Raw genomic sequence first — 25061 nt, forward strand, 5'->3', positions numbered from 1 at the left:
TCTCCATCCTTCACTCAAGCTGGTGCAGCCTCGTTCACTTTAGTGAACATACATGCACCCGTCGAGGATGGTCTACGACGCACCGGCTGGGCTCTGTCGAGAGTCGGGGCTCTTAAAGTGGCGCCCGCCTCCCCGATGATCGGTGCCGGTCCAGCGGTTCTGGCGGATCCGTCAAGCCTTGCGGAGCAACAAGTAGCCCTGCGGGCAGGTCTCCGGCTCCTCGGGCGGGCGGCCAACGTGGAACACCAGGTCAAAGCCGGCGTCGGCGCCCAAGTCCAGCATCTCCCGGGCGGACAGCCAGTACGAGTCGAACTCCACGCCCAAGCCGGCGGACCGGCCACCGCGCCGGCGCTGACCGTCGCCATCCTTGAACGCAGCTACCGGATGCCCACCCGGCTGCAGCACCCGCGCGAGTCTGGAGAACGCCACCGTCCGGTCCGACGGTGCCAGAAAGATCAGCGAGTACCAGCACACGACGCCCGCCAAAGCGGCATCCGGGAATGGCAAGTCGCGCAGGTCAGCTACCTAGAACGGAAACGCCGGATGGTCACGGCGCGCGACCTCGATCATGCCGGGAGAGAGGTCGACGATGTTCCGGCGTGGCTTCCGGCTCCGTCGATCCAGCGCGCAACCGAGGAGTTGAATTCCGCACCGCGGATTTAAGCGCAAGGCGCCAGTAGCAGGCGAGACGATCGTCGGCACTGATTGCGTTCCTCAATGACAATCGATGGATGGGGGATCCCCAAATCGGCGCGGATGCCCACCAGGTGAGGCGGGCAGGTCAACCATTCGACGCGTTTCATCGGCTGATTCGGTTCATTCGCCTGCTGCCTGGTCGCCTTTTCGGGCAGCATTGGAGGTCGACGCTCGCCGAGGTGTAGCGCTCCCATCCGAAGCCAGGAGTGTCGTCGCCCCGACGGCAATCTTCTATTGGTTGACCGACGAACGGATCTTTCTGATCCAACGTTTCGCCGAGGTTAAGTGGTGCCGCAGATCGGGGTTAGCGCACCACTGGGGTCGTATCGGAAAAACACCGCTAGTCGTCCGGAAGTACTGCAATGAAGATGTACCAATTGATGCCGCACCATTTGTTGATGCAACGTTCTTGCCCGTTGCGGGGTCCGCAAATATTGATTAGCTTGAAGCAGGCGAACGCTTAATACAGTTAACCGTTGCGGGCGGCGACGTCGGCACAACTGGCGAGGATGGCGACTGTGCGAATTCAGATCCTCGGCCCGATCTCTGCCTGGCGCGACCACGAACCCCTGGACCTCGGCCCCGCGGCTCAACGAGCCCTGTTGGGACTGCTGACGATCGTCTGCGGACAACCGCTGTCACACGCCGAGCTTCTGGCGGCGGTATGGCCCGACCGGCTACCGCCGCCCACCGCCCGAAATGTGATCCAGACGCACGTCAAGCATCTGCGCTCCATCCTCGAACCGGACCGGCGACGACGGGCGCCGAGCAAGATCCTGCGCCAGGTCGGTGACGGCTACGCCCTGCACGTGCCGGGCGCCGCGGTTGATGTGGTGCGGTTTCGACACCAGGTCACCGCGGCCACCGGCCTCGCCCACCGTGGCGAGATCAACGGCGCAGCCGACTTACTCGGGCAATCCCTCGCACTGTGGAACGGTTCCCCGTTGGCTGACATTCCGGCGCTGACCGCCCATCCCAAGGTGGTCGCCCTGGCCGCGGAGCGGCAGGCCGTGCTCGACCGCTACGGCGACATGATGATCGCCGCTGGCCGGGCGGGGGAGGCACTGCCCGTGTTGGAAGAGGCAGCCGCGGCCCAGCCCCTGGACGAGTCAGCCCAGGCCCGCCTGATCCGGGCTTACCACGCTGCTGGACGGCGCTCCCGCGCCTTCAGCCGCTATCACCAGGTGCGGCGGTTGTTGACCGAAGAACTCGGGGTGGGGCCGGGACCACAGCTGACGACCGCGCACACCGCGCTACTGCGCGACGAGGCGCCGGCGGCGGCACCAGCCGAGCCAGGTCCCGCAACCGTCCCGGCAGCATCCACGGAAGCCGCCGGTGGCGCCTTCGTGGTGCCGGCCCAACTGCCCGCCGACATTCCTGATTTCACCGGCCGCGGCGCCGAGCTGCGCCACCTGGACCGGCTGCTCGCCGAACGGCCCGGGCCGACTTCGGCCGGTGCGGCTCCCGCCGCCCTCGTCGCCGTGTCCGGTACGGCCGGGGTGGGCAAAACCGCCTTGGCTGTGCGCTGGGCCCACCGGGTACGCAGCTGGTTCCCCGACGGCCAGCTCTATGTGGATCTGCGGGGGCACGACGCGGATCCGCCGGTGGCGGCCCGGCAGGCCCTCGCCGGGTTCCTCCGCGGGCTCGGTGTGGCCGGCGCTGATCACCCGCCCGGTACGGAGGAGCGGGCCGCGGCGTACCGCAGCCGCATGGATGGCCGGCGGATGCTCGTGGTGCTCGACAACGCCGTATCCGCCGAGCAGATCCGTCCGCTGCTACCGGGCTCGCCGTCCTGCTTCGTCCTGGTGACCAGCCGAGACTCACTCGCCGCCCTGGTGGCACGGCACGGTGCCCGGCGCATTGAGTTGGACGTGCTGCCGCAGGACGACGCCGTGGTGCTGATCCGTCGGTTGACCGACCCGCGGCTCACCAACGAGCCGGGCGCGACGGCGGCGCTGGCCGTGCAGTGCGCCCGACTGCCGCTGGCGCTGCGACTGGCGGCCGAGATGACCGACAGCCGGCCGGGCACACCGCTGACCGAACTAGTCCAGGAACTGGCCGACCAGCGCCATCGACTGGACTTGCTCGACGCCGGTGGCGACCGGCGCACCGGCGTACGCGCGGTGCTCTCCTGGTCCTATCGGCGCCTGCCGGCGGATGCCGCCCGCGCGTTCCGGCTGCTCGGCCGCGACTGCGAACCGGACGTGGAGCCGCAGGTCGCGGCCGGAATCCTCGGCACCACCGTCGCGGAGGCGTGGCGGTTGCTGGACCTGCTGGCCCGCGCCCACCTTCTTCAACGCGGCCCGGGCTGCCGCTACGGTATGCACGCACTACTGCGGGCCTACGCCGTCCACCTGGTGGAGACCGAGCACGCGCACACCGAACGGCCGGCCGCGATCGGTCTGCCCGGCTGACCGTCGGCCTAGCCTGTTCGCCACAGCCAACTGCAGCGGTACCGCCGAGGGCGAGGTACAACAGGAACAGCTGTTCCCCGCCGAACCGGCGCCGCGAATGCTGCTGCGGCATCCCGGTCACCCGCCCAGGGTGACAGTGGTTGCCGGTGCTGCCGTCGGAGGCCGGCGTCGACGTCGGTGCAGGTGTTGGGCGAGCAGCAGCCCGCCCGCTCCCACGACGACGTCGCTGAGCACCGAGACGATTCGGCTGGCCAACACCACCGTGCCGGCCAGAGGCAGCGGCAGGACGGTCGCCAGCGCCAGGGCGAGTACCCCCTCCCGGACTCCGATCCCGTCCGGGGCCACCATCACCACCAGCCCGGCCACGGTGGCCAGGGCGAACCCGGCCACGCAGAGCAGGTAGGCCCGCCCTGGCGGCGCACCCGCGACCACGGCGAGCAGCCAGAGATGGTGGCCGGAGATGATCCACGACAGGGACTGGGTGACGATGGCCCGCCGCAGTCCCGACCGGGACGCGGCGAATGTCGGGGCCGGCCGGCGAAACATCCGCGCGGCGGTGCGGATACCCAGGTTGAGCAGATCCGGCCGGATCAGCAGGGCGAGCACCGGCAACGCCGCCAGCCCGAGCAGCCACCACGTCTGCGTGCCGGCGACCGCGGGCGCGGCGCCCAGTCCGACGGTCACCCCGGTCAACGCCACGATGCCCCAGCTCACCATGAACACCGAGGCGAGCCGGACCGGCCCCACGTCAACGGCCTTGCCCAGTCGAAGTAGCACCGGCAGGGCGACGAAGCGGCCGGGTACGAACTTCACCAGGAACCCGACGAAGAAGATCCGGGAGGCGGTCCACGGGTCCACTCGGGCCCCGAGGTCAGCAAAGAGCGCCCGCCAGGAGAGCACCCCGAACACCAGACCGACGCAGTTGATCGTGAAGGCCGCGCCGAGTGCGAGATACACCGTGGCCAGGTCCAGGCTCGCCGCCAGCTCCCGGACGGGGCGCCAGTCCTGCCCATGCAGCACGGTGACCAGACCAACGGTCAACAGCGCCACGAACAGCACGGTGACGGCCCGGTGCAGTATCCGCCGCCAGCCTGCAGTGCTACCGCGTCGGTGGCGGCGGAAGTCCATGGTGGCGACAGCAGCACCGACGGCCATCCCGACGAGTTGGGTGGCGTGCATGATCATGTGCATACCGATGAAGTACGCCAGGAACAGGTGACCCTTGCGGCGCCGGACGAAGCCGAGCAGGCCCCGGTCGACCACGGTGAAACCGGCCGCCAGCAGCAGGGGAACGGCGATCAGTTCGACGGCGATCGCCACCAGCGGCAGGGTCAGCGGCACCCCGGCGCAACAGAGCATGGCGGCGACGGCAGCCCTGTCCACCGTCTTCTTCCCGGCCCGCCTCCCGTCCGGTTGGGTGCCGGCGGTATCGGTCGCCGCACGCCGGTGACCGGCCAGCATGTTGGCGAGCAGCCGACCGTAGCCGACGGCGCGGCGGACGTGCTCGGACAGGTACGGTCCGAACCGGTCCACGTCGTCGTGCCGGCCGAGCACGTCCGCGCTCATCCGGATCTCGTAGCGGGCCGGCAGCCGGGTGCCGAATTCGATGTCCTCGGCGTCGCGCAGCGTCTCGTCGAAGCCGCCGACCTCCTCAAACACCGGTCGGGGTATGGCCGTCAACGCGAACAACGTGGCATCGGCCACCCCGGCGCCCCGTCGACGCCAGTAGTGCTCAAACAGGGTCTTGTAGACCCCCACCGGGCCGCCGTCGTGCAGCGGCTGGGCATCGTAGATACCCTGCACGACACCACAGTCGGGATGCGCGCGCAGGGTTCGCACCGCGGTGGCGATCGCCTCCGGCGCGAGGGCGATGTCGGAGTCGAGAAAGAACAACACGTCGCCGCTGGCTGCGGCGGCACCGACGTTACGGGCGGCCGAGACGCCCCGATTGGTGGGCAGCGCGATCAGCTGGCAGCCGAATCCGGCCGCGATTTCCCGGGACCGGTCGGTGCTCGCGTCGTCCACCACGATGATCTCGACGGGCGGGCGGGTCTGCTCCTGGATGGAGCGTAGGCAGTCGGTGAGGCTGGCGGCCTTGTTGTAGTTGGGCACGATCACCGACACCGTCGGCGCGGGCGGCTCGGGCCCGTCGGGGACGTTGCCGGATTCTGGCGCCACCGTCCGGGCCGGGTCGATCATCGAGGTCATGGCACTCCTCCCCGGACTCAGACCGAGATCGACAGGAACTGGAGCCGGTGGTCGGAGTGGCCGGCGGGGTCCCGGAACTCGTAGCGATGCACCTCGACGTCGTCGGAGACCAGCGCCCAGTCCAGCCGCCACAGCAGCGGACTCGGGCCCCCGGCCGACCAGGAGACCGGGTACGCGGAGCGGCTGGCGTAGCTGGCGTCGCGCAGCTGCGGGGGAAGCCGGTGAGTGTCGCCCATCGCCGGTGAGGTGTTCAGATCCCCGGCGACCAGGATCGGGTTGGTGTTGTCCGCCACGTCGGCGGCCAACGCCCGAAACTGGGGCACCCGGCGCTCGTGCTGGGTGCGGATCGCCTCGTGGAAGGCGCCGCTGAACAGGCTCGGACCGCCCGCCCAGAGCGGCACCGGCAGGTGCACGTTGTACGCGGACACCACCCGGCCGTCGATCAGCAGGTCGGTGCGGAGCACCTGGTGGTTCCAGAAGTCGGTGAAGTCGGTCGGCGGGGGCGGCAGGCCGGTGGCCGACAGCGGCGTGGCGGCCACAATCGGATACCGGGAGAGGGTGAGCAGTTCACCCACTACCGCGATGTGGTAGCCGGGCAGCTGTTGGCGGACCTGGTCGAGTTCGTCGGCGCGGACCACCTCCCCGCCCACCTCGTCGAGGTACTCCTGCAATAGGTACACGTCCGCACGTTGGGTGCGCAGCAGGTCGTAGAACTCGGTGGCCCGGTCCGCCGAATGCCAGTATTCGGTGTTCCAGGACACCACCCGCAGCGCGTCCGACGGCGCCGGCTGCGCCAACCGCAGCGGGCCCGGCAGGTTCAACCCGGTCAGACCGGCGCCGATCAGCAGGGCCGCGAGCGACAGCAACGCCACTGGCCGGCGGGCCCGCCGGCTCCCGGACGCGAGCGCCGCGAGCAGCACCGGGATCGTGAGGAAGACGATCGGCGGTAGCAGGTCGGCCAGCCGCCACCACCAGAGTCGACCGCTGAGCAGCAGGTGCACGGTGGTGAAGCCCAGCCACAGCGTCGCGGCCGCGAGCAGGGTCCGGCGCGGCCAGCGCTGCCACCACCGCTCGGTGGGCGCACCGGCGACCGTGGACCCGGCCTGCCCCACCCGCACCGGCCCATCGTCGACCACCGCCGCGGTCGGCTCCGCGACCGACACGGAAGGGATCATCGCGGCGGAGTCCGCGAGCGACACGGAAGGGATCATCGCGGACGGCGTGCGGGGCGGTGCGGTCACGCCGGGGCCTCGGCCGGGAAGGTGCCGTCGTACAACCGGCGAAACGGGCGGGAGGTCAGCCACTGCAGGACCCCGACGCCCACTCCGGTGGTGATGGTGACGTTGACCATGAAGTGCACAGCCACGAAGAACAGCAGGAAGCGCGGCCCACGTCGCCGAAGTACCAGCGCATACATCGCGCGGTCGACGGTGATCGAGGCGCCGAACAGGGCGGCGGGGGCGAGCAGCCACAGCGGCCCCAGCAACACGGCGGGCAGCAGCGCGGGCAGGCTGGCCGCCGCCAGCAAAGACCCCCAGGCCCGTGCGGCCGTCTCGAATCCGGTGGCGAATCGCCGGGCCCGGGCGTACAGCGGAATCCGCAGCCGGGCCCGGTGGAACAGCTTGCGCAGCAGCGGCAGCAGTTCGTGGTCGTGGTCGTGCCGGCCGCGTACCCGGGAGGTGAGCAGAAGGCGGTGCCGGCGGGACAGCCGGTAGCCGTAGTCCACCTCCTCGGTCTGCTTCAGCGCCGGGTTGAAGGGGCCGACCTGGTCGTAGACGGACCGTCGGATCGCGCACATGGCCGGGAAGAGGAAGGTGACCTCCCCTTCCCCGCTGGCCGACCAGTGGTGATACTGCAACCCCCGGTAGCGCGCGATCGCCGTGTCGTGCAGCAGCGGCTCCGGGTCCTCAATCCCGCACACCGCGCCGACCTGCGGCTCGGCGGTGAGCACGGCAACGGCCTCGGCGACCGCGTCGGGGGCCATCGCCACGTCCGCGTCCACGAAGAACAGGATCTCGCCGGCGCTGTTGGCGACCCCGACGTTGCGGGCCCGACCGCAGCCACCGTTGTCCGGCAGGGCGATCACACGTACGCCGAGGGAGCGGGCCACGGCGGCCGAGTCGTCGGTGCTGTGGTCGTCCACGACGAGCACCTCGATGGCCGGGTACGTCTGGTCGAGCACGGCGAGCAGGCAGACGTCGAGTGAGGCGGCGTAGTTGTAGCTCGGCACGATGACCGAGACCAGCGGGGTGGAGTTCACAGCGCCTCCGCGGGCTTGTCGTACAGCCGCCGGAACGTCTTCGAGGTCAGCAGGCCGAACACGCCGACGCCGGCCGCGACGGCGATCACCAGGTTGAGCAGGAAGTGCATGGCGACGAAGTAGGCGACAAACAGGGGGCCGCGGCGGGCGGCGACGAACCGGTACATCGGCCAGTCGAGGCTCAGGTAGCCGGCGAACCCGACCGCGGGAAGCACCACCCAGACCGCGCCGAGCAGCGCCGGCGCCGCCGCGGTCAAGAGCACGACCAGAGCGGCCACGCTACTCCACGCGCGTGGACCGCTGCGTAGCCCACCGGGGAAGCGGGGTGCGCGCGCGAACATCGGAATGTGCAGCATGGTGCGGGTGAACACCTTGCGGACCAGGACGCGCAGGTCATGGTCGTGGTCGTGGACGCCGCGGACGGCCGGGGTCAACCAGATCTCGTACGAGCGGGCCAACCGCAGGCCGTAGTCGGCGTTCTCGGTCTCGCGCAGCCGCGGGTCGAAGGGCCCGATCTCGGCGAACACGTCGGCGCGCATGGCCAGCAGCGCGGTGTACAGGGTGTAGATGCGTCCCTCGTCGGCGATCAGCCAGTAGGACTGCTGCAGACAGCGGTACTCCTCCAGCAGGCTGTCGCGGATCAACGGCCGCGGGTCGTAGTTGCCGCACACCGCCCCGATCTGCGGTCGTTCGGTCAGCAGCGCCACCGCGTTCGCCACCGCGTCGGGTTTGGCCGCGACATCGGAGTCGACGAAGAACAGGATCGCACCGCGGGCGTGGGCCGCGCCCAGATTGCGGGCCACCGACGGGCCGCCGTTGGCCGGTGTGCGCACGACCCGCACGCCGTACGAGCGTGCCACGGCGACTGAGTCGTCGGTGCTGCAGTCGTCCACAACGATGATCTCCAGGTTCGGGTAGGTCTGGGCCTGTAGCGCGGACAGGCACAGCCCGATGGCGCGGGCGTAGTTGTAGTTCGGCACGACGACCGAGACCAGGGGTTCGGGCATGAGGCAGACCGCTTTCAGGAGGTTGGCAGGGAGGCGGCGAGCAGCCCGGCGCCGACGGCCGCCGCCAGCAGGGCGGCGGAGCCGACGATCAGCCGATCCCGCAGCAGGGTGCGGACCGGATCCGCGCCGCCGTGGTGCACCAGGACGGCCTGCAGGTAGCGGGAGATGACCAGGAGGGTCAGGGGCAGGGCGGCGAGCACGATGGCCTCGCGGTGCGCGCCGATCGGGGCGTCGGTGTGCAGGTACATCAGGAACGCCGCGACGGTGAGGGTGGCGTTGACGCTGATCAGGTGATCGGCCAGGTTCAGGGTGTAGCCGCGCAGCGCGGGCCGGTACCCGGTGCCCTGGGTGGCGAGTTCCCCGCGTCGCTTGCCGAGGATCAGCACCAGGCAGGCGGTGAAGACGGCGGTGAGCAGCCAGACCGACACGGCCGCGCCGGTCGCGGCGTAGCCCAGCACCACCCGCAGCCCGAACCCGGTCGCCACCACGCTGATGTCCACCAGCGGGATGTGTTTGAGCCAGCGGCTGTAGGCCACGTTCAGCACCAGGTAGGCGGCGAGCGGCCACCCGGGCAGCGCGGGGCCGACGGTGAACGCCAGGCCCAGCAGTCCGGCGAGGACGCCGGCGAACCCGACGGCGGTGGCCACCGAGATCCGGCCGCTGGCCACCGGCCGGGCCCGTTTCACCGGATGCCTCCGATCCAGGTCACGGTCGGCGATGTCGTTGACGACGTACACCAACGACGAGGCGAGGGTGAACAGCAGCACCGCCCAGCCGGTGCGGGCGAGCGCACCAACCGTCCAGGCCGGAGTGTCGAGCAGGGCCAGCGGCACGGCCAGCACCGTCTTGGCCCATTGGCGGGGCCGGGCCAGCAGAACCAGGTCGCTGGCGCGGCGGGCCAGGCGCAGGTCGAGTCGTTCGGTCTCGGTCGCCGGCTGCGCCGGGTTACGCCTGCCGCCGGTAGCGTCGGGGGTCTCGGCCGGCACCGATTCCGCCGTCACCTCGACCGCGGTCATAGCTGACCTCCTGCGTTAGAAGAAGACCCGGGCGGCGGCGAGCACGCCCTGCCGCCACGGATCGCGGCTGGTAGGTCCGCTGGCCGTTGTGGCGGTGGTGGTGGCTTGCTGGCCACGCCACCACCGGAAGGTCTCCAGCACCGCGTCCCGGTTGCTGTGTCGCGGGTGGAATCCGAGGCGCTGCCGGGCCCGGTCGATATCGACGTAGGAGTCGGCCATGAGTTTGTGCAGCAGCCGCCCGTACACCGGCGAGAGGCCGCTGCGTTCGAGTAGCCCGAGCGCGACCCGGGCCGGTCGGGCCGGCAGACCAATGACCCGTTTGCCGTGTCCGGCGGCGTCGAGGACCGCCTGGAAGTCCTCGCGGAGCGTGCCGAACGTCGCCGCCGCGATGTTGTACGTGTCGTTGGCGGCCTCGGCAGGCACCCGCAGCACCGTTTCGACGGCGTCCACCAGGTCCGCGACGTGCAGCATCTGGATGCGCACCGCGCCGTCGCCGAGCACCGGGAAGTTACGTCCCTCGTGCGCCCACTGGAACAGCATCGCGAACAGTCCCATCCGGCCGGGGCCCAGGAAGGTCTTCGGCCGCAGCACCGGCAGGATCAGGCCGTGCTCGCGGTAGCCCACCGCGAGTCGCTCCGCGTCGGCCTTGGCGGTGCTGTACGCGTCAACCGGCGCGTACGGGTGCTGCTCCGGTGTCGGCACCTGGGTGGGTAGCCCGTACACGGCGGTGGAGGAGATGTAGACCAACCGGGGCACCTGGGCGGCTCGGGCGGCGTCCAGCACGGCCCGGCTGCCGTCGACCACGATGGCCCGGATCTGCTCCGGCGGGTAGCTGGGGAGCGCGGCGGCGCAGTGCACGACCGCTTCGGCGTCGTCGAAGGCGGCCCGCAGCACTGCCGGATCGCGGATGTCCCCAACCAGGTGCCGGTAGCCCGGCGTGTCGGGACCGTCGGGGGCGGTCCGGAGGTCGACGCCGGTCACCGCGCATCCGGCGCTGGTCAGCCGCGCCACTACGGTCGAGCCGAGCATCCCGGCGGCGCCGGTCACCGCGATCACCACAGCGAGCCGAGCTTCTGGGCGACAAACCGGCTTAGGAGGCGGTTGAGCCCCTGGTCGAGGACCGTGTCGAGGGCGTGGAGGAAGTGTTCGATGTCGTCGTCGGTGGCCACCAGCGGCGGTCCGACCACCAGCGGGCTGGCGCCGTTGAGGGTGTAGTACGTGTAGATGTCGTGCTCCCGGTAAAGCTCGTTGATTACCGATGCGGTGATCAGCTTGGTGCGTAGTCGCGGATCGCGGGCCAGGCCGGCGGGCGCGATCTTCGCGGCCAGGTCCAGCACCTTCGGTCCGCCGTCGAGGAAGACCCCCCACAGCGCGCCCGCACCGGTGACCTCGGCGACCGCCTCGGGGTGCTGCTTGGCGATCCGCCGCAGGCCCGGTCCGAGAAGCTGCTCGATGCGTCGGGCCCGGGCCGGGTAGTCGTCCTCGACGGCGATGGCGATCGCCTCGATGGCGGTGGCGCACTCCTCGCCGAAACCGTAGTAGGTGGTCGACGTCGAGTGCAGCAGCGCGTCGACCGGATTGTCGTAGGCCTGCCGGAACACCGGCTCCCGGGCCACATAGGCAGATATTGACGATTTACCGCCACCGAATGATTTTGATGTGGTCACCACGTCCGGTAGCAGCCCCGGGTGGCGCATGAAGTAGAACATGTTGCCGGTCTTGCCCCAGCCGGTGTAGATCTCGTCGAACACCAGCACGATGTCCTGCTCGGTGCACAATTCCCGCAGCCCATGCAGGAAATCCGCAGAACACCAGCGCATGGTGGAGGCGCTGAACGGCTCGACGAGAATGGCGTACACGTCATCGGGGTGCGCCGCCACGGCGGCGCGCACCGACTCCAGGTCGTCATAGGTGTACGAGACCACCCCGGGAATCCCCGGAAACGCGAAATGATTCTGCGCGGCGCCGGTCAGACTGCCGGAGCCGAGCAGTTTGCCATGGAAGCTGATATCGGCGCGCAGGATCGTGTTGCGCCGGCCGCCGTGGTACTTGTAGGCCAACTTCACCGCACCCTCGACCGCCTCCGCCCCGGAGTTCGGCAGGAAGGACATGTTCAGGTCGCCCGGCAGCACCTGGGCCAGGTTGTGCGCCAACGCCGCCACGTACGGGGAGAAGTAGGTCTTGTGTACCTCCATCCGACGTCGCTGCGCGAACTGGCGGCGGGTCGCGAGCAGGCGCGGATGATTGTGGCCATGGTTGAGCACGCCCACCCCACCGGTGACGTCGAGTATCCGGCGACCGTCGCGCAGATACAGGTACGCGCCCTCGGCGTGGTCTACCAGTTCCCGGCCAAAGCCGAACGACGTCATCAGGCCGACCTGACTTCGGTTGACAAAACGTCGGTACAGACTGTGAACGTCTTTCACCGAAAGACGTTCACAATCCTCAACGCTGAGTAACTTCGTCATGCACCCCCCTTTCTTCAGTGCTGGCACGGACCTGGGTCACGTTAAGAACCGACCAGCCCCGGCGGCCCCCGGACATTATTTCGACCGGCACTGAACTACGACTGAACGACGACTGGAACCCCGCCGCAGACCGGCTGTACACCCCGTTGGGGCGCTTGTACGGAACTCGCCACGTCGTTACCGTGCACGAAATGTCATTGCGTTCGCGTACGAGTCCCGGCGGGCGCCCGGCCATTCGACATAGGTGGTGTTCGTGCCTGCGAACGTCTCGGTCGTCATTCCCGCCTACAACAGCGAGCGGACCCTGCGCGCCTGCCTGTCCGCGGTCTTCGCCCAGTCCCACCCGCCGCACGAGGTGATCGTCGTCGACGACGCCAGCACCGATCGGACGCAGCGAATCGCCCGGGAGTTCCCGGCCGTTGTGCTGCTGCCGCACCCGGTCAACCGAGGTCCAGCGGCTGCCCGCAACCAGGGCATCCAGGCAAGCCAGGGCGAAGTGGTGTTCTTCGTGGACGCCGACTGTGCGCCAGCGTCCGACGCGCTCGCCAACGCCCTGCGAGTACTCACCGAGACCCCCAACGTGGACTGCGTACACGGCATCTACCTGACCGAGCCGCTGTTCGACGACGGGCCGGTGGAGGCGTACCGCCTGCTGCACGCCCACTACTGGCGCATCCGCAACACCGGTCGGGTCCGTACCGCCATCTTCGCGCTCTGCGCCGTACGCCGGACGGTCTTCGACGACGTCGGCGTCTTCGACGAGAACCTGCGCGCCTCCGAGGACGTCGAACTCAGCGACCGGATGGCCGACCGGCACGGCATCTGGCTCAGCGCCGAGGTGACGTGTCGGCACGACGATGACAGCCGATTGTGGCCGATGCTACGTAAACAGTTCGGCCGCTCCCAGCTACTCGTACCGGTGGCCGTCCGGGAACGCGGGCCGGCGGGGCTGCGGGCCAACCGCAGTTCCGGGGTGCTGGCGGCGGCGCTGGCCGTCGGTACCCTCCCGGCTGGCCTGTTCGCACCTGTCCTGTTCGCCCTGCCCGCCGCCGCGCTGCTCGGCTTCGCCGTGGCCGATCCGGGGCTGGCGCGGTTTGTGCTACGCCAACGCGGCCCGGCGTTTCTCGCTTTCTTCCTCGCCACTCACCTGCTGGTACAGGTGGCGATCATCGCCGGGGCGGCGGTGGGTGGGGTGCGCTTCCTCACCGATCGGGACTTCGGCCCGTCCCGTCCTGCTCCGGCGCGGGCCGACTCGTGACCCCGGTGCTGGTGGGCCGGGCGTGGGAAGCGGCTTTCCTCGGCGTGCGGACCTATCACCGGCTGCGGCCGACCAGCGCGAAGGCCCGCCGGCGGTGGCCGATGTTCCGGGTCGAGCCCGGCGGGGTGGCCCTGACCATTGACGATGGACCCGACCCCCGCTGGACCCCGGCCCTGCTGGACTTGCTGGACGCGTACGCCGTGCCGGCGACCTTCTTCCTCATCGGCGCGCGGGTGGCGCAGCACCCCCGGCTGGCCCGCCGGATCGCCGAGGCCGGACACGAGATCGGTAACCACTCGATGCATCACCCGATGCCCTTCGCCGCGCTCCCCACCGGGCTGCTGCACGATGAGGTGCAGGGGGCGCAGCAGCAGATCACCGATGCCGTCGGGCAGGCGCCACGGCTGTTCCGGGCGCCCAGCGGCGGGTGGTCGCCCCGGGTCCTCGACACGGTGGCGCAGGCCGGGCTCACCCCCGTGGATTGGACGGTCAACTCCAGCGACTGGAAGCAGCCGGGCGTAGCGCACATCACGCGGACGTTGACGCGCAGCCGCTCCGGCCATGTCCTGCTCTGCCACGACGGCGGCGGCGACCGCCGGCAGACCGTGGTCGCGCTGGCGGCGGTGATCCCCCGGCTGCAGCGACGCGGGTTACGCTTCGTCCCGGTGTCGCCCGCACCGGGTCCGGGGCACCCGAGCCGCGCGGGGCGAAGCTGATGGGCAGCGCCGTGGTGCGGGCCGTCGCCCGCGTACTGCACTGGCCGCTGGCGGTACTGATCCGCCCGTACCCTCGGCTGAACGCGCTGCTCTGGGAGACGCAGTACGCCCTGGGTCGGTGGAACTACCTGGACCGGGCCGGCGACCACACCATCGTGCAGCTCATCCACCGGTGGGCGCCACGACCCCGGATCCTCGACCTCGGCTGCGGCTCCACAGTGAATCTTGTGCTGCCGCCCGCGGGCTACCAGCACTACCACGGGGTCGACATCAGCCGGACCGCCCTGCGCCGCGCCCGCTCGCTGCGCCGCCCGCGTAGCTCGTTCCAGGTCGCCGATGTGCTCACCTACCAGGTCACACAGGCATACGACGTGATCCTGCTGCGGGAGGTGCTCTACTACTTTCCACCCGACCAGGCCATCGCACTGCTGCACCGGATGGCCCGCGCGCTCACCCCCGGCGGGGTCCTCATCGTCTGGTTGTACGACAGCGGCGGCGCGCACGCCGCCCTGGCTGACCAGATCCGGGGCTGCGGGTTGACCGTGCACGAGGAGAAGACCCGGCTCCGCGACGGTACGCCGGCCGGGGGCACGTTCGTGCTCGGCCCGGCACCGGCCGGCCAGCAGGCCGGCGAGGTCACCGGGCCGAGCACGGCGGGGGAGCGGCGGTGACCGACGCCCCGACCACCGGCTCCGAGTTCTCCCGGACACCGCCGGCGACCCCGCTGGCGGCAACGGCGGCGTCGAGAGCGACGCTGGTGGGGGTCATCGCCTTGCTGGCCACGGCGGCGGCGCTGGTGCACCACAGCACCGGACGATTCTGGGGTGACCTGGCCGCCTACCGCACCGGCGCCGCCGCGGCAGCCGCCGGGGACGGCAACCTGTACCAGGTCGCCTACCGGGGCGCGGACGGAATCGAGCTGGGGTTCACCTATCCGCCGTTCGCCGCCCTGCTGCTGCGGCCGCTGGCCGCCATCCCCGCCGAGGTCGCCGTCGGGCTCTGGACGGCCGCGTCGGTGGCCGCGCTGGTGGCGGTCGTCCGGTTGACCCTGAACGCCACCGGCGTCGAACCTGGTCGCCGACGGTTGATGACACTGCTGGCGGTGCTCGCCGTGCTGCCGATCTTTCCCGTCACCGGCCATCTGCAGGCGGGGCAGGTCGGTCTCTTCCTCCTGTGGATGGTGCTCTACGACCTGCTGCCCGGCCGCACCAGCCGGTGGGGCGGGGTCGGCATCGGGGTGGCAGCCGGGCTCAAACTCACCCCGCTGATCTTCGTGGGTTTCCTGCTGTTCACCGGCCGGATTCGGGCGGCGGTCACGGCCATGGTCGGGTTCCTGGCGACCATCGGTATCGGGTTCGCCTGGCGACCAACGGACTCGGCTTGGTTCTTCGGCGGGGGCTTGCTCGACACAGCCCGAGTCACCGGCGATCCCCGCACGATCCTGAACCAGTCGCTGGCCGGCGCTCTCGCCCGAATCACCGACACCCCCGATGTGGCCTGGGTGTGGGCAGTGACCGCGGTGGTGGTCGCCGCGGCCGGCATGGCCCTCGCCGTCTGGTGCGCGCGCGCCGCAGACCAGCTGGTCGCGGTGCTGGCGTGCGCCGGCACCGGGCTGTTGGTCTCCCCGGTCTCCTGGCATCACCACTGGGTCTGGTGGGTGCCCGCGCTGGTGCTGCTCGCCGAGCGCTGCCGCCGGCACGGCCACCGTCTCGGCGCCGTCACGCTCGGCGTGGTCTGGCTCGTGCTGGTGGCCAGTACCAGCTGGGTGCTGGCCGCGCCGGGCGGTTGGGATCTGCACTTCACCGGCCTCGGCCTGGTGTACAGCAACCTGTATGTGTTGATGGCGCTCGCCGGGCTGGTCCTGCTCACCGGATGGCTGTCCCGGCGAAACGCCGCCACCGCTGAGCGCGGGCGGGACTATTTCTCGGGTCCTCCGGATGGCTTCCGGATCGCCGCGCCGGAGTAGAGCTGGTCGATCGTGTCCCACCAGCGGCGAAGGCCGTCGCGGCCCACCGGGTCCACGCCGAGCACGTCGGCGATGCGATCCCGCAACAACATGATCGACAGCTCGTGGGCTAGGAGCACAACCGAGAGCTGCGCCTGGTCCGTGCCCTCGGCGACCGCACCGGCCTCGGCCATTCGACGCACCAGCGAGTCGGTGAACTCCTGCATCCGGCGGTACGCCTCGACCGAGCGTGCGGTGTCGCCGATGAGGAGGTGCGCGAGGTAGCGGGTGGTGGCCGGCGCCCGGAGCACGTCGGCCGAGGCGAGAAAGCGGCTGGGTGAACCGGCTCCGTCGTTGTCGGCGAGCGCCTCCAACGCGTTGCCCAACAGGCCCAGCACGTGGGTGTCCACCGCGGCGACCAGACCGTCACGGGACCCGTAGTGTTTGATGATCAGCGACTGCGAGACCTGCGCCCGCTGCGCCACCTGCTTGAGTGACGCCGCCGCCGGCCACTGCTCGCCGAACAGCTCCAGGGCGACATCCCGAATGATCGCCTTCGCGGTGCGATCCTCGGGTACATACATGTTCACCACGGTAACAACCCGGGTGCGGTGGGGGTCGGTCACCTCCCCACGCTCCGGCGCCCGGCCCACGCACCTGTCCCTCTGCTCGGTTCCGCCGCGAGCCGGCGAGGCGTGGCGGGGCGGATTGCGGGTACAGGGCGAAGGCAGCGGGAGCACCAGCGACGGTGAAAGGTGGTGCCAGCGTAGTGAAGTTCTTGGCGATAGCGACCTACACCACCCAGGGTGTCAGCGGACTGGGCAAAGAAGGGGGGACACGGCGGGCCGAGGTGGTCCGGGCGCTCATCGAGAACTCCGGTGGACAGGTGGAGTCGCTGTACTTCTCCTTCGGCGAGCACGACGTGTATGTCTTGTGTGACCTGCGGGACAACGTGGTCGCCGCCGCGCTCAGCATCGCCGTCCGCGCCTCCGGCGGTGGGGAGACAATCATGGTGCCACTGTTGACTCCGGAGGAGATCGACGAGGCAGCGAAACTTCCGGTCACCTACCAGGCGCCCGGCCGGGCGGAGTAGGGCCGGCCAGCACGCTCTGCCTCGCCCCGGCTCCGCTGGCGAAGGTGGTGGCATCTACCTTGGTTGGCCAGCGCGGGAACCCACCCTGACTTCAGGTACGGCGTGCGCGCGGGTGGGTCACGTCCTTGCTGAGACAGGTGGTTCCGTCTGGGCTGGCGAGCGAGGTCGAGTGGTATCCCTCGCGGTGATAAAAGTCGAGGTTCCGCAGGTTCTTGGCTCCGGTCGCCAGGAGGATGCGATCGCAATCGGAGGCGGCGTCGGCCTCGGCGGTGCGCAGCAGCCATCGGCCCAGCCCTTGGCCACGTAGGTCGGGCACGACGGCGAGCCGACCTACGTGCCAGTCGGTATCGAGGCGGCGGGCGCGCACCATCCCCAGGAGGCGGCCGTCACGCCACAGACCCGTGGTGTGCCACGCCGCGAGCCATCCGCGTACCTGTTCCGGCGACTCGTGTAAGGCGGGAATGTCTGTGGTCTCGTTGGCGAGGGCCTCGTCCACCCAGCAGCACCGCTGCAGTACCGTCACCTCAGGCGCGTCGTCGCCGCTCAGCCGTCTGACGTAGGACCCTGGCAGCGGTCCGGATCGGCTGTCGACCTGTGCGTGTTCACGCAGTGGCCGCAGGGCGTTTGCGACCCGGACCAGTTCGTCCAGTAGGCCGCGGCCCGCCCGGTCGCGGGCGGCGTCGGGTAGTAGTCGTCCATCCGTCGTTGCGTCAGTGAGACGGATCGCGACCGTGGCACCCAACGGAACCAGACGCAGCGTGGTCACCACCTGCTTGGCGTGCTGTACCGATCGGGTGCCCGCCGACGTGTTGCCGTAGCTGACGAAACCGATCGGCTTCCACGCCCATTCGCGGTGGAGATAGTCCAGCGCATTTTTCAGGGTCGCCGGCATCCCGTAGTTGTACTCCGGGGTGATCGCGATGAACCCATCCGCCAGGTCAACGATCGAGCTCCAGCGCCGTGTGTGCTCATGCTGGTAGACGCCCGACGACGGGTGTTCCTCCTCGTCAAGAAGCGGCAGGTTCAACTCGCTGAGGGCCACCGGCATCAGCTCGACGCCGAGCTCCGCGGCGCGTGGGGAGATCGCTTCGGCCAGCCACTGGCCCACGTGGGGACCGAGAGCGCCGGGGCGGGTGCTGCAGATCAGCAGAAGAACGCGAACCGGTTTAGTTAACATGGAAACGAAGTGTAGGTGCTAGCTTGATTACATGTCAACTAAACCCTCGACCGGAGCCGCACGCTGGTTGAACCCGGACCAGGAACGCGCCTGGCGGGCGTTCCTGCGCATCACGGTCGCCGTCCAAGCCGGCACGGCGCGCGACCTAGCCGCGATCGGGCTCTCCGAACCTGACTACGAAGTGCTGAGCACCCTGTCGGAACGACCCGGCCACACCAGCACCCTGGGGGAGCAGGCCGACAAGATGGGCTGGTCACGCAGCCGGCTATCCCGACACGCCACCCGGATGGCGGCGCGTGGTCTCCTGAAACGCACACCCGACCCCAACGACGGCCGGGGCTGCTTCTTGGTGCTCACCGCACAGGGTCTGACGGCGCTCGAAGACGCCGCACCAGCCCACGTCGAGTCGGTACGACGCCACTTCATCGACCGGCTCACCCCCGCAGACCTCACCGCCATCGAACAGATCGCCCGCAGGCTGGAAGAGCCCCAAGCCAGCGAAGATCGCCCGGCGACGTGACAATCGGTCGGTAGCCCATCCAGGCGTCCACACGATCTCGGTTTGACCGCATAGCCCGAACTCCGATTAGGTAAGGCTGTGCTAACTACTGATTCCACGCCGGCGCCGCGCGTTCCAGCAGACCCCGACGATCGACGGGCGTTGGGATGGTCGCCGTGGCGGACGGTGATCGGCTTCGGTGTGGTGAGCCTGGCCGCCGACATGGTGTACGAGGGCGCCCGGTCGGTGTACGGGCCGCTCCTGGCATCGTTGGGTGCCTCCGCACTGATCGTCGGCTTGATCACCGGTGCTGGTGAGGCGGCCGCGCTGGCGCTGCGACTGGTGTCGGGGCCGCTGGCCGACCGGACCCGCCGCTACTGGACGTTGACGACCGTCGGGTACGCGTTGACGGCGGTGTGCGTGCCGCTGCTGGCGGTGACCCCGCGGCTGGGTGCCGCGGGGCTGGTGGCGGCCGCGGTATTGATCGTGGTGGAGCGGCTGGGTAAGGCCGTGCGGTCACCGGCGAAGTCGGTGCTGTTGGCCGATGCTGCCGGCGCGGTGGGGATGGGCCGCGGAATGGGCGTCCACAAGGCCCTGGACCAGGTCGGGGCGTTCGCCGGCCCGCTGCTGCTGGCAGCACTCACCACCGCAGCGGGGGGACTCCTGTGGCCGGGGCTGGCCGGGCTGGCGGTGCCGGGGGCACTGGCGATGGTCCTGCTCGTGCTCCTGCGCCGCCGCGCCGGCATCGCGCACCCCGGTGACGTCGCCGTCGACAACCGGCACGAGCACGATGCCCCCGCCCGGCGTGCCTCGCTGCCGGCTTCCTTCGGATGGTTCGCGGCGGCCTGCGCCCTGTGCACCGCGGGGCTGATGACCTTCGGGTTGATCGGGTTCCACCTGGCACAGACCGGTCTGGTGCCGGCAGCAGGGGTGCCGCTGCTGTACGCGGCGGCGATGGCGGCGGCGGCCGTGGCCGCGCTCGCCACCGGTGCGGCCTACGACCGCATCGGAGCCCGGGTCCTGCTGGTCCTGCCCATTCTGGTAGCCGTGGTGCCCCCACTGGCGTTCACCAGTGGCCTGGCGGTGGCCGCCGGCGGGGTCCTGGTGTGGGGCGCCGCGCTGGGGGTGCAGGATTCCACCGTCAAGGCCTTCGTGGCCGACCTTGTGCCCCGGGCGCGTCGGGCCACCGCTTACGGCGTTTTCGCCGCCGTTCAGGCCGCCGGTGCGCTCATCGGTGGCGTCGCCGCCGGTGCCCTGTACGACTCTTCCCGGGCCGGGCTCTTCGCCGCGGTCGCCGCCGCGCAGGCCGCCGCGATGCTCATCCTGGTCCGCGTGTTGGCCGGTGCCCGCCGCCGGTAGGGCTGCGGCCCGGCCCGGCTAACAGGCGAGCTTCGGTTTGGGCGCATGTTCCTGCCGCTCTCCGATGGATAGGTGGTCAATAATGGCCTCTGTCCTATTGACGGGCACTTGTCCGTTCGGAGGTGTGCACGATGCCGGGAATTCGTCAGCCAGATCTTCACGGCGCTGGCGCGCAATGGGCGGCACGCGCGCTGGCCGGCGGGTTCTGCCTCGCGCTGGCGGTCACGGCCACCCAGGCAGCCGGGGTACCGCCGGCAGATGCCCAGCCCACACCAACCGCGGCCGTCGCGACAAACACCATCCTGGCCTGGGGCAACAACTCCTTCGGCCAGTTCGGCAACGGCACCACCACCAGCAGCCGCACCCCGGTCCCGGTGCGGCTGCCCGCCGGCACCACCGTTACCGACATCGCCGGCAGTGACACCCACAGTCTGGCCCTGACCTCCGCCGGCACGGTGCTCGCCTGGGGTGGAAACACCTTCGGTGAGCTGGGGAACGGCACCACCACCCGCAGCAGCACTCCGGTCGCGGTGCGGCTGCCCGCCGGCACCACCGTCACCGCCATCGCCGCTGGCACCGGCCACAGCCTGGCGATCACCTCCACCGGTGCGCTGTTCGCCTGGGGCAGAAACGGCGTCGGTCAGTTGGGGGACGGGACCATCGCCAACCGCAGCATCCCGGTCCCGGTGCGGCTGCCCACGGGCACCACCGTCACCGCCATCGCCGGCGGCCTCGGCCACAGCCTCGCCGTCACCTCCACCGGCACCACCCTCGCCTGGGGTGGCAACGCCCGCGGCCAGTTGGGGAACGGCACCACCACCGACAGCAGCATTCCCATCCTCGTGAAGCTGCCCACGGTCACCGCGGTCGCCGCCGGCGACTTCCACAGCCTGGCCCTGACCTCCACCGGCGCCGTCCATGCCTGGGGTGCGAACTCCTTCGGTCAGCTCGGCGATGGCAGCACCAGCGACAGCACCACTCCCGTCACCGTCCGGGTACCCGCCGGCACCACGGCCACCGCCGTTGTCTCCGGCGCCGACCACAGCCTGGCGTTGACCGCTGCTGGCGGCGCCCTCGCCTGGGGCGACAACGGGCAAGGCCAGCTCGGCGATGGCAGCACCGTCGGCAGCGACACCCCGGTCGCCGTCCGAGTGCCCAGCGGCGTCACGCTCACCGCCGTCGCCATCCACCGCGACCACGCCGTGGCGGTGACCGCCACCGCCACCGCCCTCGCCTGGAGCAGAAACAACGAAGGCCAGCTGGGCAACGGGACCACCACCGACAGCAGCGAGCCGGTCGTGGTCAGCCTGCCCGCTGGCACCGCGATCACCGCCGTCGCCGCCGGCGACGACCACAGCCTCGCCCTCGTTGACGCGCAAGCGAGCTCCACCACCACCCTGCGGATCTCGCCGCCAGACCCGACCGCAGATCAGGACGTCACTCTCACCGCCACCGTCACCTGCGACCTCACAGACCCGACCGGCAGCGTCACTTTCCGCACCAACACCACCGACCTCGCCACCGTGCCCCTGGACAGCACCAGCACCGCCACCCACACCACCCGGCTCCCCGCCGGCGCCCACACCCTCACCGCCGACTACACCAGCACCACCACCTGCCCCCACAGCCAATCCGCGGCCACCACCATCACCATCGCCGACTCCACCGCCCCGACCGACCCCGACCTACCTGTCACCGGGGCCAGCCTGCCCACCCTGCTCAGCGCCGCCACCCTGCTCATCCTCACCGGCGCCGCCCTCATCCACCGCACCCGCCGGCCCCGATCCCACCAGCCGCGATAGCCGCGCCTGGGCCGGATCTGCAGAAGGGGGGTTAACCCCCGGCCCGTCCGGTGGCCTGTGGGATGGTGCTGCGCTCCGCGTTCGAAGACGCTCGAAGCGCACCCGGCATCGGGCCGAGTGCGCGCCAGCGGACGGAGCGACGCATGAGTACCATCACCGCACCTCACCGCGTGCAGACCGAGTGGCATCGGCCGCTGCTCGCGAACGCGGTCTTCATGTTCACCGTCGCCGTAGTGTCCATCGGTGGCCTGCTACTGGACGACCGGCACCTCGCCGGCGAGCCGGTCTGGCTGAAACCGTTGAAGTTCGGGTTTGCCATGGGCGTGCACGCCCTCGTGCTGGCGTGGCTGCTCGGCAAGCTTCACCGGGGCCGACGCATCGGCTGGTGGCTCGGTACGATCTTCGCGGTCGCCGGGGTGCTCGACGTCGGAGCCGTCGCCTACGCCGCCGCCAACGGCACCTTCAGCCACTTCAACGACAACACCGACCCGGTGGCCCGCACCGTACAGGCGTTGTTCTCCGTCGGCATCATGCCGCTCCTGCTCACCACCTTCTTCGTGGCGATCCTGCTGCTGATTCAGCGCGTCGGCGACCGCGCGCTGACCCGGGCGCTACGCGCCGGGCTGGGCCTGGCGGTCGCCAGCATGGCCGTGGCCCTGTGGCTGAGCACCTCGGAGCAGACGCCGCGGGTGGTGGCCGACGCCAACGGCCAGCAGGTGTCCCTGATCGGTGCGCACGGCATCGGTGACCCCGACGGCAACGGAATGCCAGTCACCGGCTGGAGCGCGACCGGTGGGGACCTGCGGGTTTCGCACTTCGTGGGAATGCACGCCATCCAGGGGCTGCTGCTGCTCACCGTCGCCCTGGGCGCCGCCTCGGCCCGGCGGCCCTGGCTGCGCGACGAGCGGACCCGCGCCGACCTGGTCGGTACCGCCGCCCTCGGCGGAACCGGGGTGTTCGCGGTGCTCAGCTGGCAGGCCAGCCGCGGCCAGTCAGTCCTGCACCCCGACCTGGCGACCCTGACCGCGTTCGCCGCGGTCGCCGCGGTCACCCTCGCGGCGGTGACTGTGGTGCTCCTGCGGGCGCGCCTCCGACCGCTACCCACCCCATCCTGAGAACCTTTCACACATGCTCTCCCCCGAGGTTCCGGTGCGGCGCCGCTCGACACCAACGCCGGTGCCGCCGGCCGGCGCGGCTGACTTCACCGAGGCGTGGCTGGCCAACCGCCGGCTCAGCGAACACACCCGAGCCGCCTACCGGCGGGACGTCGCCGGCTGGCTCGGCTGGTGCGCCGACGCCGACGCCGACCCGCTGCGGGCCACATTCCTGCACGTCAACGCGTACGCCCGGTGGTTGGAGTCGATGCCGAACGCCCGCAGCGGCAAGCCACTGACGCCCGCCACGGTTGCCCGTAGGCTCTCCGCCCTGTCCAGCTGGTACGACTTCCTGGTCAAGCTGCGAGCCGTCGAGACCAATCCGGTGACCGGCGCGGATCGCCCCCACATTGACCGCGACCACTCGGCGACCATCGGACTCACCCCGGAGGAGGTCAACGCGCTGCTCACCGTCGCCGACAGCGGCACCGGCCCGACCGCCGCCCGCAACCGGGCCGCCGTGGCGCTCCTGGTCGACCTTGGGCTGCGGGTCGGTGAACTGGTGTCGTTGGACGTCGGCGACCTGGGCACCGAGCGCGGCCACCAGAGTGTCCGCTTCACGGGTAAAGGCGGCCGGGCCCGGCGGCGGGCCCTCACCCCGGGCTGCTCGGCGGCGGTGCACGCCTACCTGGCGCTGCGGGCCAGCGCCGCGGGTGTGCCGGTGCACCTCTTGACCGGTCCGCTGCTGGTGACCTCCACCGGAGCCCGGCTAGACCGGCACTCGGTGTTCCGGCTGGTCCGCCGGCTGGCCCGAGAGGCCGGCATCCCCGGGTGGGCGCGGTTGTCACCGCACTCGCTGCGGCACTCCTTCGCCACCACCGCCCGCGCCGAGGGCGTGCCGTTGGAGGACGTGCAGGACGCGATGGGGCACGCCGACCCGCGTACCACCCGCCGCTACGACCGCGACCGGCACAACCTCGACCGGGACCCGGCGTACGCGATCTGGGCGGCCCGGGCCCGGCGCCGCAGCTGACCCGCCGCCCCGGTCCACCGTGCCGGCCGGCGCCCGTCAGTCCAGCTGCGGCAAGATGTGCTGACTGAAATACGCCAGATGGTCGACATCAAACTGGTGGGGCGTCTGCAGATAGAGCCGGCTGATGCCCGCCTCGGCCAGCTCCCCGATCCGGTCGACCACCTCCGTCGGGGAGCCGACCAGCCCATGCTCCATCATCTGCGCGGTAAACAGCCCACCGACCGGTTCCGCGCGCTGGGCCACCTCGGCGGAGCTCCGGCCACAAACGAGCAGGACAACAGCGGAGCGGCGAAGACTCGACGGCGCCCGACCGGCCTTCTCGCAGGCCGCGTCCACCCGGGCGCCCAGCTCCGCGATCTCCGTCAACGTCGGGAAGGCGTAGTTGAACTCGTCGGCGTAACGACCCGCCAGGCAGGGTGTCCTGGTCGGTCCTTTGCCGCCGATAATGATCGGTGGACGCTGCTGGACGGGCTTCGGCAACCCCGGCGCGTCGGTCAACTGGTAATGGTGCCCGGAATAGGTGAACAGCTCGCCCGGCGGGGTGCCCCACAGGCCGGTGACGATGTCCAGTTGCTCCTCGAAGCGGTCGAACCGTTCGCCGAGGGCGGGGTAGGGGACACCGTAGGCGCGGTGTTCCGGCTTGTGCCATCCGGTGCCGAACCCGAAGTCGACCCGCCCGTTGCTCATCTGGTCAACCTGGGCAACCGTGACCGCCAGCAGGCCCGGATGCCGAAACGTCGCCGAGGTCATCAACGAGCCGAGTCGGATGCGTTGGGTTTCCCGGGCCAGCGCGCCCAAGGTCACCCAGGTGTCGGTGGGGCCGGGCAGTCCCGGGGCACCGGCCATGGCCAGGAAGTGATCCGAGCGGAAAAAGCCGTCGAGCCCGAGTTCCTCCACCGCCCTGGCGGTGGAGGCGACCTCCTCGTAGCTCGCCCCCTGCTGGGGGTTGGTGAAGACATGGCACTGCATGAGCCCAGTTTCCTGGGAATCGGTCCGGCTTTCGGCGCAACAACCAA

General features: G+C 70.4%; 21 protein-coding genes and 1 pseudogene. 11 read left to right on the top strand and 11 right to left on the bottom strand.

Translation table 11 applies throughout. The features are described from left to right. Positions 1-171: 171 nt before the first annotated feature. Positions 172-588: pseudogene (locus B116_RS25125) on the bottom strand (class I SAM-dependent methyltransferase); the annotation flags it as partial. A gap of 626 nt (positions 589-1214) precedes the next feature. On the opposite strand from B116_RS25125, the gene B116_RS0113545 reads away from it, so the two are divergent. Continuing rightward, positions 1215-3110: an AfsR/SARP family transcriptional regulator gene (locus tag B116_RS0113545; protein ID WP_027660382.1), complete on the top strand. Its 1896-nt coding sequence runs from the start codon at positions 1215-1217 to the stop codon at positions 3108-3110. A 117-nt stretch (positions 3111-3227) separates the two neighbouring features. Here the strand turns inward: B116_RS0113545 and B116_RS0113550 are convergent, their stop codons facing one another. Genes B116_RS0113550 through B116_RS0113580 form a run of 7 tightly spaced genes read right to left on the bottom strand, consistent with a single transcriptional unit; the run spans position 3228 to position 11970 of the window. After that, positions 3228-5318, bottom strand: a complete 2091-nt coding sequence (locus tag B116_RS0113550) for a glycosyltransferase (RefSeq protein ID WP_027660383.1) — start codon at positions 5316-5318, stop codon at positions 3228-3230. A gap of 17 nt (positions 5319-5335) precedes the next feature. Then, entirely contained in the window at positions 5336-6559 is a 1224-nt protein-coding gene (locus B116_RS0113555) for an endonuclease/exonuclease/phosphatase family protein (RefSeq protein WP_027660384.1), read from the bottom strand. Further along, on the bottom strand, positions 6556-7578 hold the full coding sequence (locus B116_RS0113560; RefSeq protein WP_027660385.1) for a glycosyltransferase family A protein: 1023 nt from the start codon (positions 7576-7578) through the stop codon (positions 6556-6558). Before B116_RS0113560 ends, B116_RS0113555 begins: the two co-directional genes overlap by 4 nt. Continuing rightward, positions 7575-8585 (bottom strand): glycosyltransferase family 2 protein, encoded by a 1011-nt coding sequence (locus B116_RS0113565; RefSeq protein ID WP_027660386.1) that lies wholly within the window; start codon positions 8583-8585, stop codon positions 7575-7577. The genes B116_RS0113560 and B116_RS0113565 overlap by 4 nt, the downstream gene beginning before the upstream one ends. A gap of 14 nt (positions 8586-8599) precedes the next feature. Further along, positions 8600-9601, bottom strand: a complete 1002-nt coding sequence (locus tag B116_RS0113570; RefSeq protein ID WP_027660387.1) for a UbiA prenyltransferase family protein — start codon at positions 9599-9601, stop codon at positions 8600-8602. 15 nt (positions 9602-9616) lie between these two features. Further along, positions 9617-10660, bottom strand: a complete 1044-nt coding sequence (locus B116_RS0113575) for an NAD-dependent epimerase/dehydratase family protein (protein ID WP_027660388.1) — start codon at positions 10658-10660, stop codon at positions 9617-9619. Beyond that, the gene (locus B116_RS0113580) at positions 10654-11970 is read right to left on the bottom strand and encodes an aspartate aminotransferase family protein (protein ID WP_082312807.1); all 1317 of its coding nucleotides are present in this window, start codon (positions 11968-11970) and stop codon (positions 10654-10656) included. Before B116_RS0113580 ends, B116_RS0113575 begins: the two co-directional genes overlap by 7 nt. 343 nt (positions 11971-12313) lie before the next feature. On the opposite strand from B116_RS0113580, the gene B116_RS0113585 reads away from it, so the two are divergent. From B116_RS0113585 to B116_RS0113600, 4 genes are read left to right on the top strand one after another with little or no spacing between them, the layout of a single operon-like run. Beyond that, positions 12314-13327 (top strand): glycosyltransferase family 2 protein, encoded by a 1014-nt coding sequence (locus tag B116_RS0113585; protein ID WP_027660390.1) that lies wholly within the window; start codon positions 12314-12316, stop codon positions 13325-13327. Then, positions 13324-14043: a polysaccharide deacetylase family protein gene (locus B116_RS0113590; protein ID WP_027660391.1), complete on the top strand. Its 720-nt coding sequence runs from the start codon at positions 13324-13326 to the stop codon at positions 14041-14043. Before B116_RS0113585 ends, B116_RS0113590 begins: the two co-directional genes overlap by 4 nt. Then, the gene (locus tag B116_RS0113595) at positions 14043-14714 is read left to right on the top strand and encodes a class I SAM-dependent methyltransferase (protein WP_018723340.1); all 672 of its coding nucleotides are present in this window, start codon (positions 14043-14045) and stop codon (positions 14712-14714) included. Before B116_RS0113590 ends, B116_RS0113595 begins: the two co-directional genes overlap by 1 nt. After that, entirely contained in the window at positions 14711-16009 is a 1299-nt protein-coding gene (locus B116_RS0113600) for a glycosyltransferase 87 family protein (RefSeq protein ID WP_027660392.1), read from the top strand. The genes B116_RS0113595 and B116_RS0113600 overlap by 4 nt, the downstream gene beginning before the upstream one ends. Here B116_RS0113600 and B116_RS0113605 read toward each other — a convergent pair. After that, entirely contained in the window at positions 15961-16572 is a 612-nt protein-coding gene (locus B116_RS0113605; RefSeq protein ID WP_033665632.1) for a TetR/AcrR family transcriptional regulator, read from the bottom strand. The two genes, B116_RS0113600 and B116_RS0113605, sit on opposite strands and share 49 nt — an antisense overlap. Positions 16573-16757: 185 nt before the next feature. On the opposite strand from B116_RS0113605, the gene B116_RS0113610 reads away from it, so the two are divergent. After that, positions 16758-17081 carry a GYD domain-containing protein gene (locus B116_RS0113610; protein WP_018723337.1) on the top strand — a complete coding sequence of 108 codons (324 nt, stop codon included), beginning with the start codon at positions 16758-16760 and terminating at the stop codon, positions 17079-17081. A gap of 91 nt (positions 17082-17172) precedes the next feature. Here the strand turns inward: B116_RS0113610 and B116_RS0113615 are convergent, their stop codons facing one another. Continuing rightward, positions 17173-18225 (bottom strand): bifunctional NAD(P)H-dependent oxidoreductase/GNAT family N-acetyltransferase, encoded by a 1053-nt coding sequence (locus tag B116_RS0113615; protein ID WP_027660393.1) that lies wholly within the window; start codon positions 18223-18225, stop codon positions 17173-17175. A gap of 100 nt (positions 18226-18325) precedes the next feature. Here B116_RS0113615 and B116_RS0113620 point away from each other — a divergent pair, with 100 nt between their 5' ends. From B116_RS0113620 to B116_RS0113640, 5 genes are all read left to right on the top strand, one after another. Beyond that, positions 18326-18778, top strand: coding sequence for a MarR family winged helix-turn-helix transcriptional regulator (locus tag B116_RS0113620; RefSeq protein WP_027660394.1), 453 nt, complete (start codon positions 18326-18328; stop codon positions 18776-18778). Between the two features lie 165 nt (positions 18779-18943). Beyond that, a complete protein-coding gene (locus tag B116_RS0113625) occupies positions 18944-20116 on the top strand; it encodes an MFS transporter (protein WP_155255750.1) in 1173 nt (390 codons plus the stop codon). A 131-nt stretch (positions 20117-20247) separates the two neighbouring features. Continuing rightward, positions 20248-21918 carry an RCC1 domain-containing protein gene (locus B116_RS0113630; protein ID WP_027660396.1) on the top strand — a complete coding sequence of 557 codons (1671 nt, stop codon included), beginning with the start codon at positions 20248-20250 and terminating at the stop codon, positions 21916-21918. 143 nt (positions 21919-22061) lie between these two features. Further along, entirely contained in the window at positions 22062-23033 is a 972-nt protein-coding gene (locus tag B116_RS0113635) for a hypothetical protein (RefSeq protein WP_018723332.1), read from the top strand. Between the two features lie 13 nt (positions 23034-23046). Next, complete coding sequence (locus B116_RS0113640) at positions 23047-24045, top strand: tyrosine-type recombinase/integrase (RefSeq protein WP_018723331.1); 999 nt, start codon at positions 23047-23049, stop codon at positions 24043-24045. A 36-nt stretch (positions 24046-24081) separates the two neighbouring features. On the opposite strand, the gene B116_RS0113645 is transcribed toward B116_RS0113640, so the two are convergent. Beyond that, positions 24082-25014 (bottom strand): LLM class F420-dependent oxidoreductase, encoded by a 933-nt coding sequence (locus tag B116_RS0113645; protein WP_018723330.1) that lies wholly within the window; start codon positions 25012-25014, stop codon positions 24082-24084. Between the last annotated feature and the right edge of the window lie 47 nt (positions 25015-25061).

Origin of the sequence: Salinispora fenicalii, assembly GCF_000514815.1 — a bacterium.
Taxonomy (GTDB): Bacteria; Actinomycetota; Actinomycetes; order Mycobacteriales; family Micromonosporaceae; genus Micromonospora; species Micromonospora fenicalii.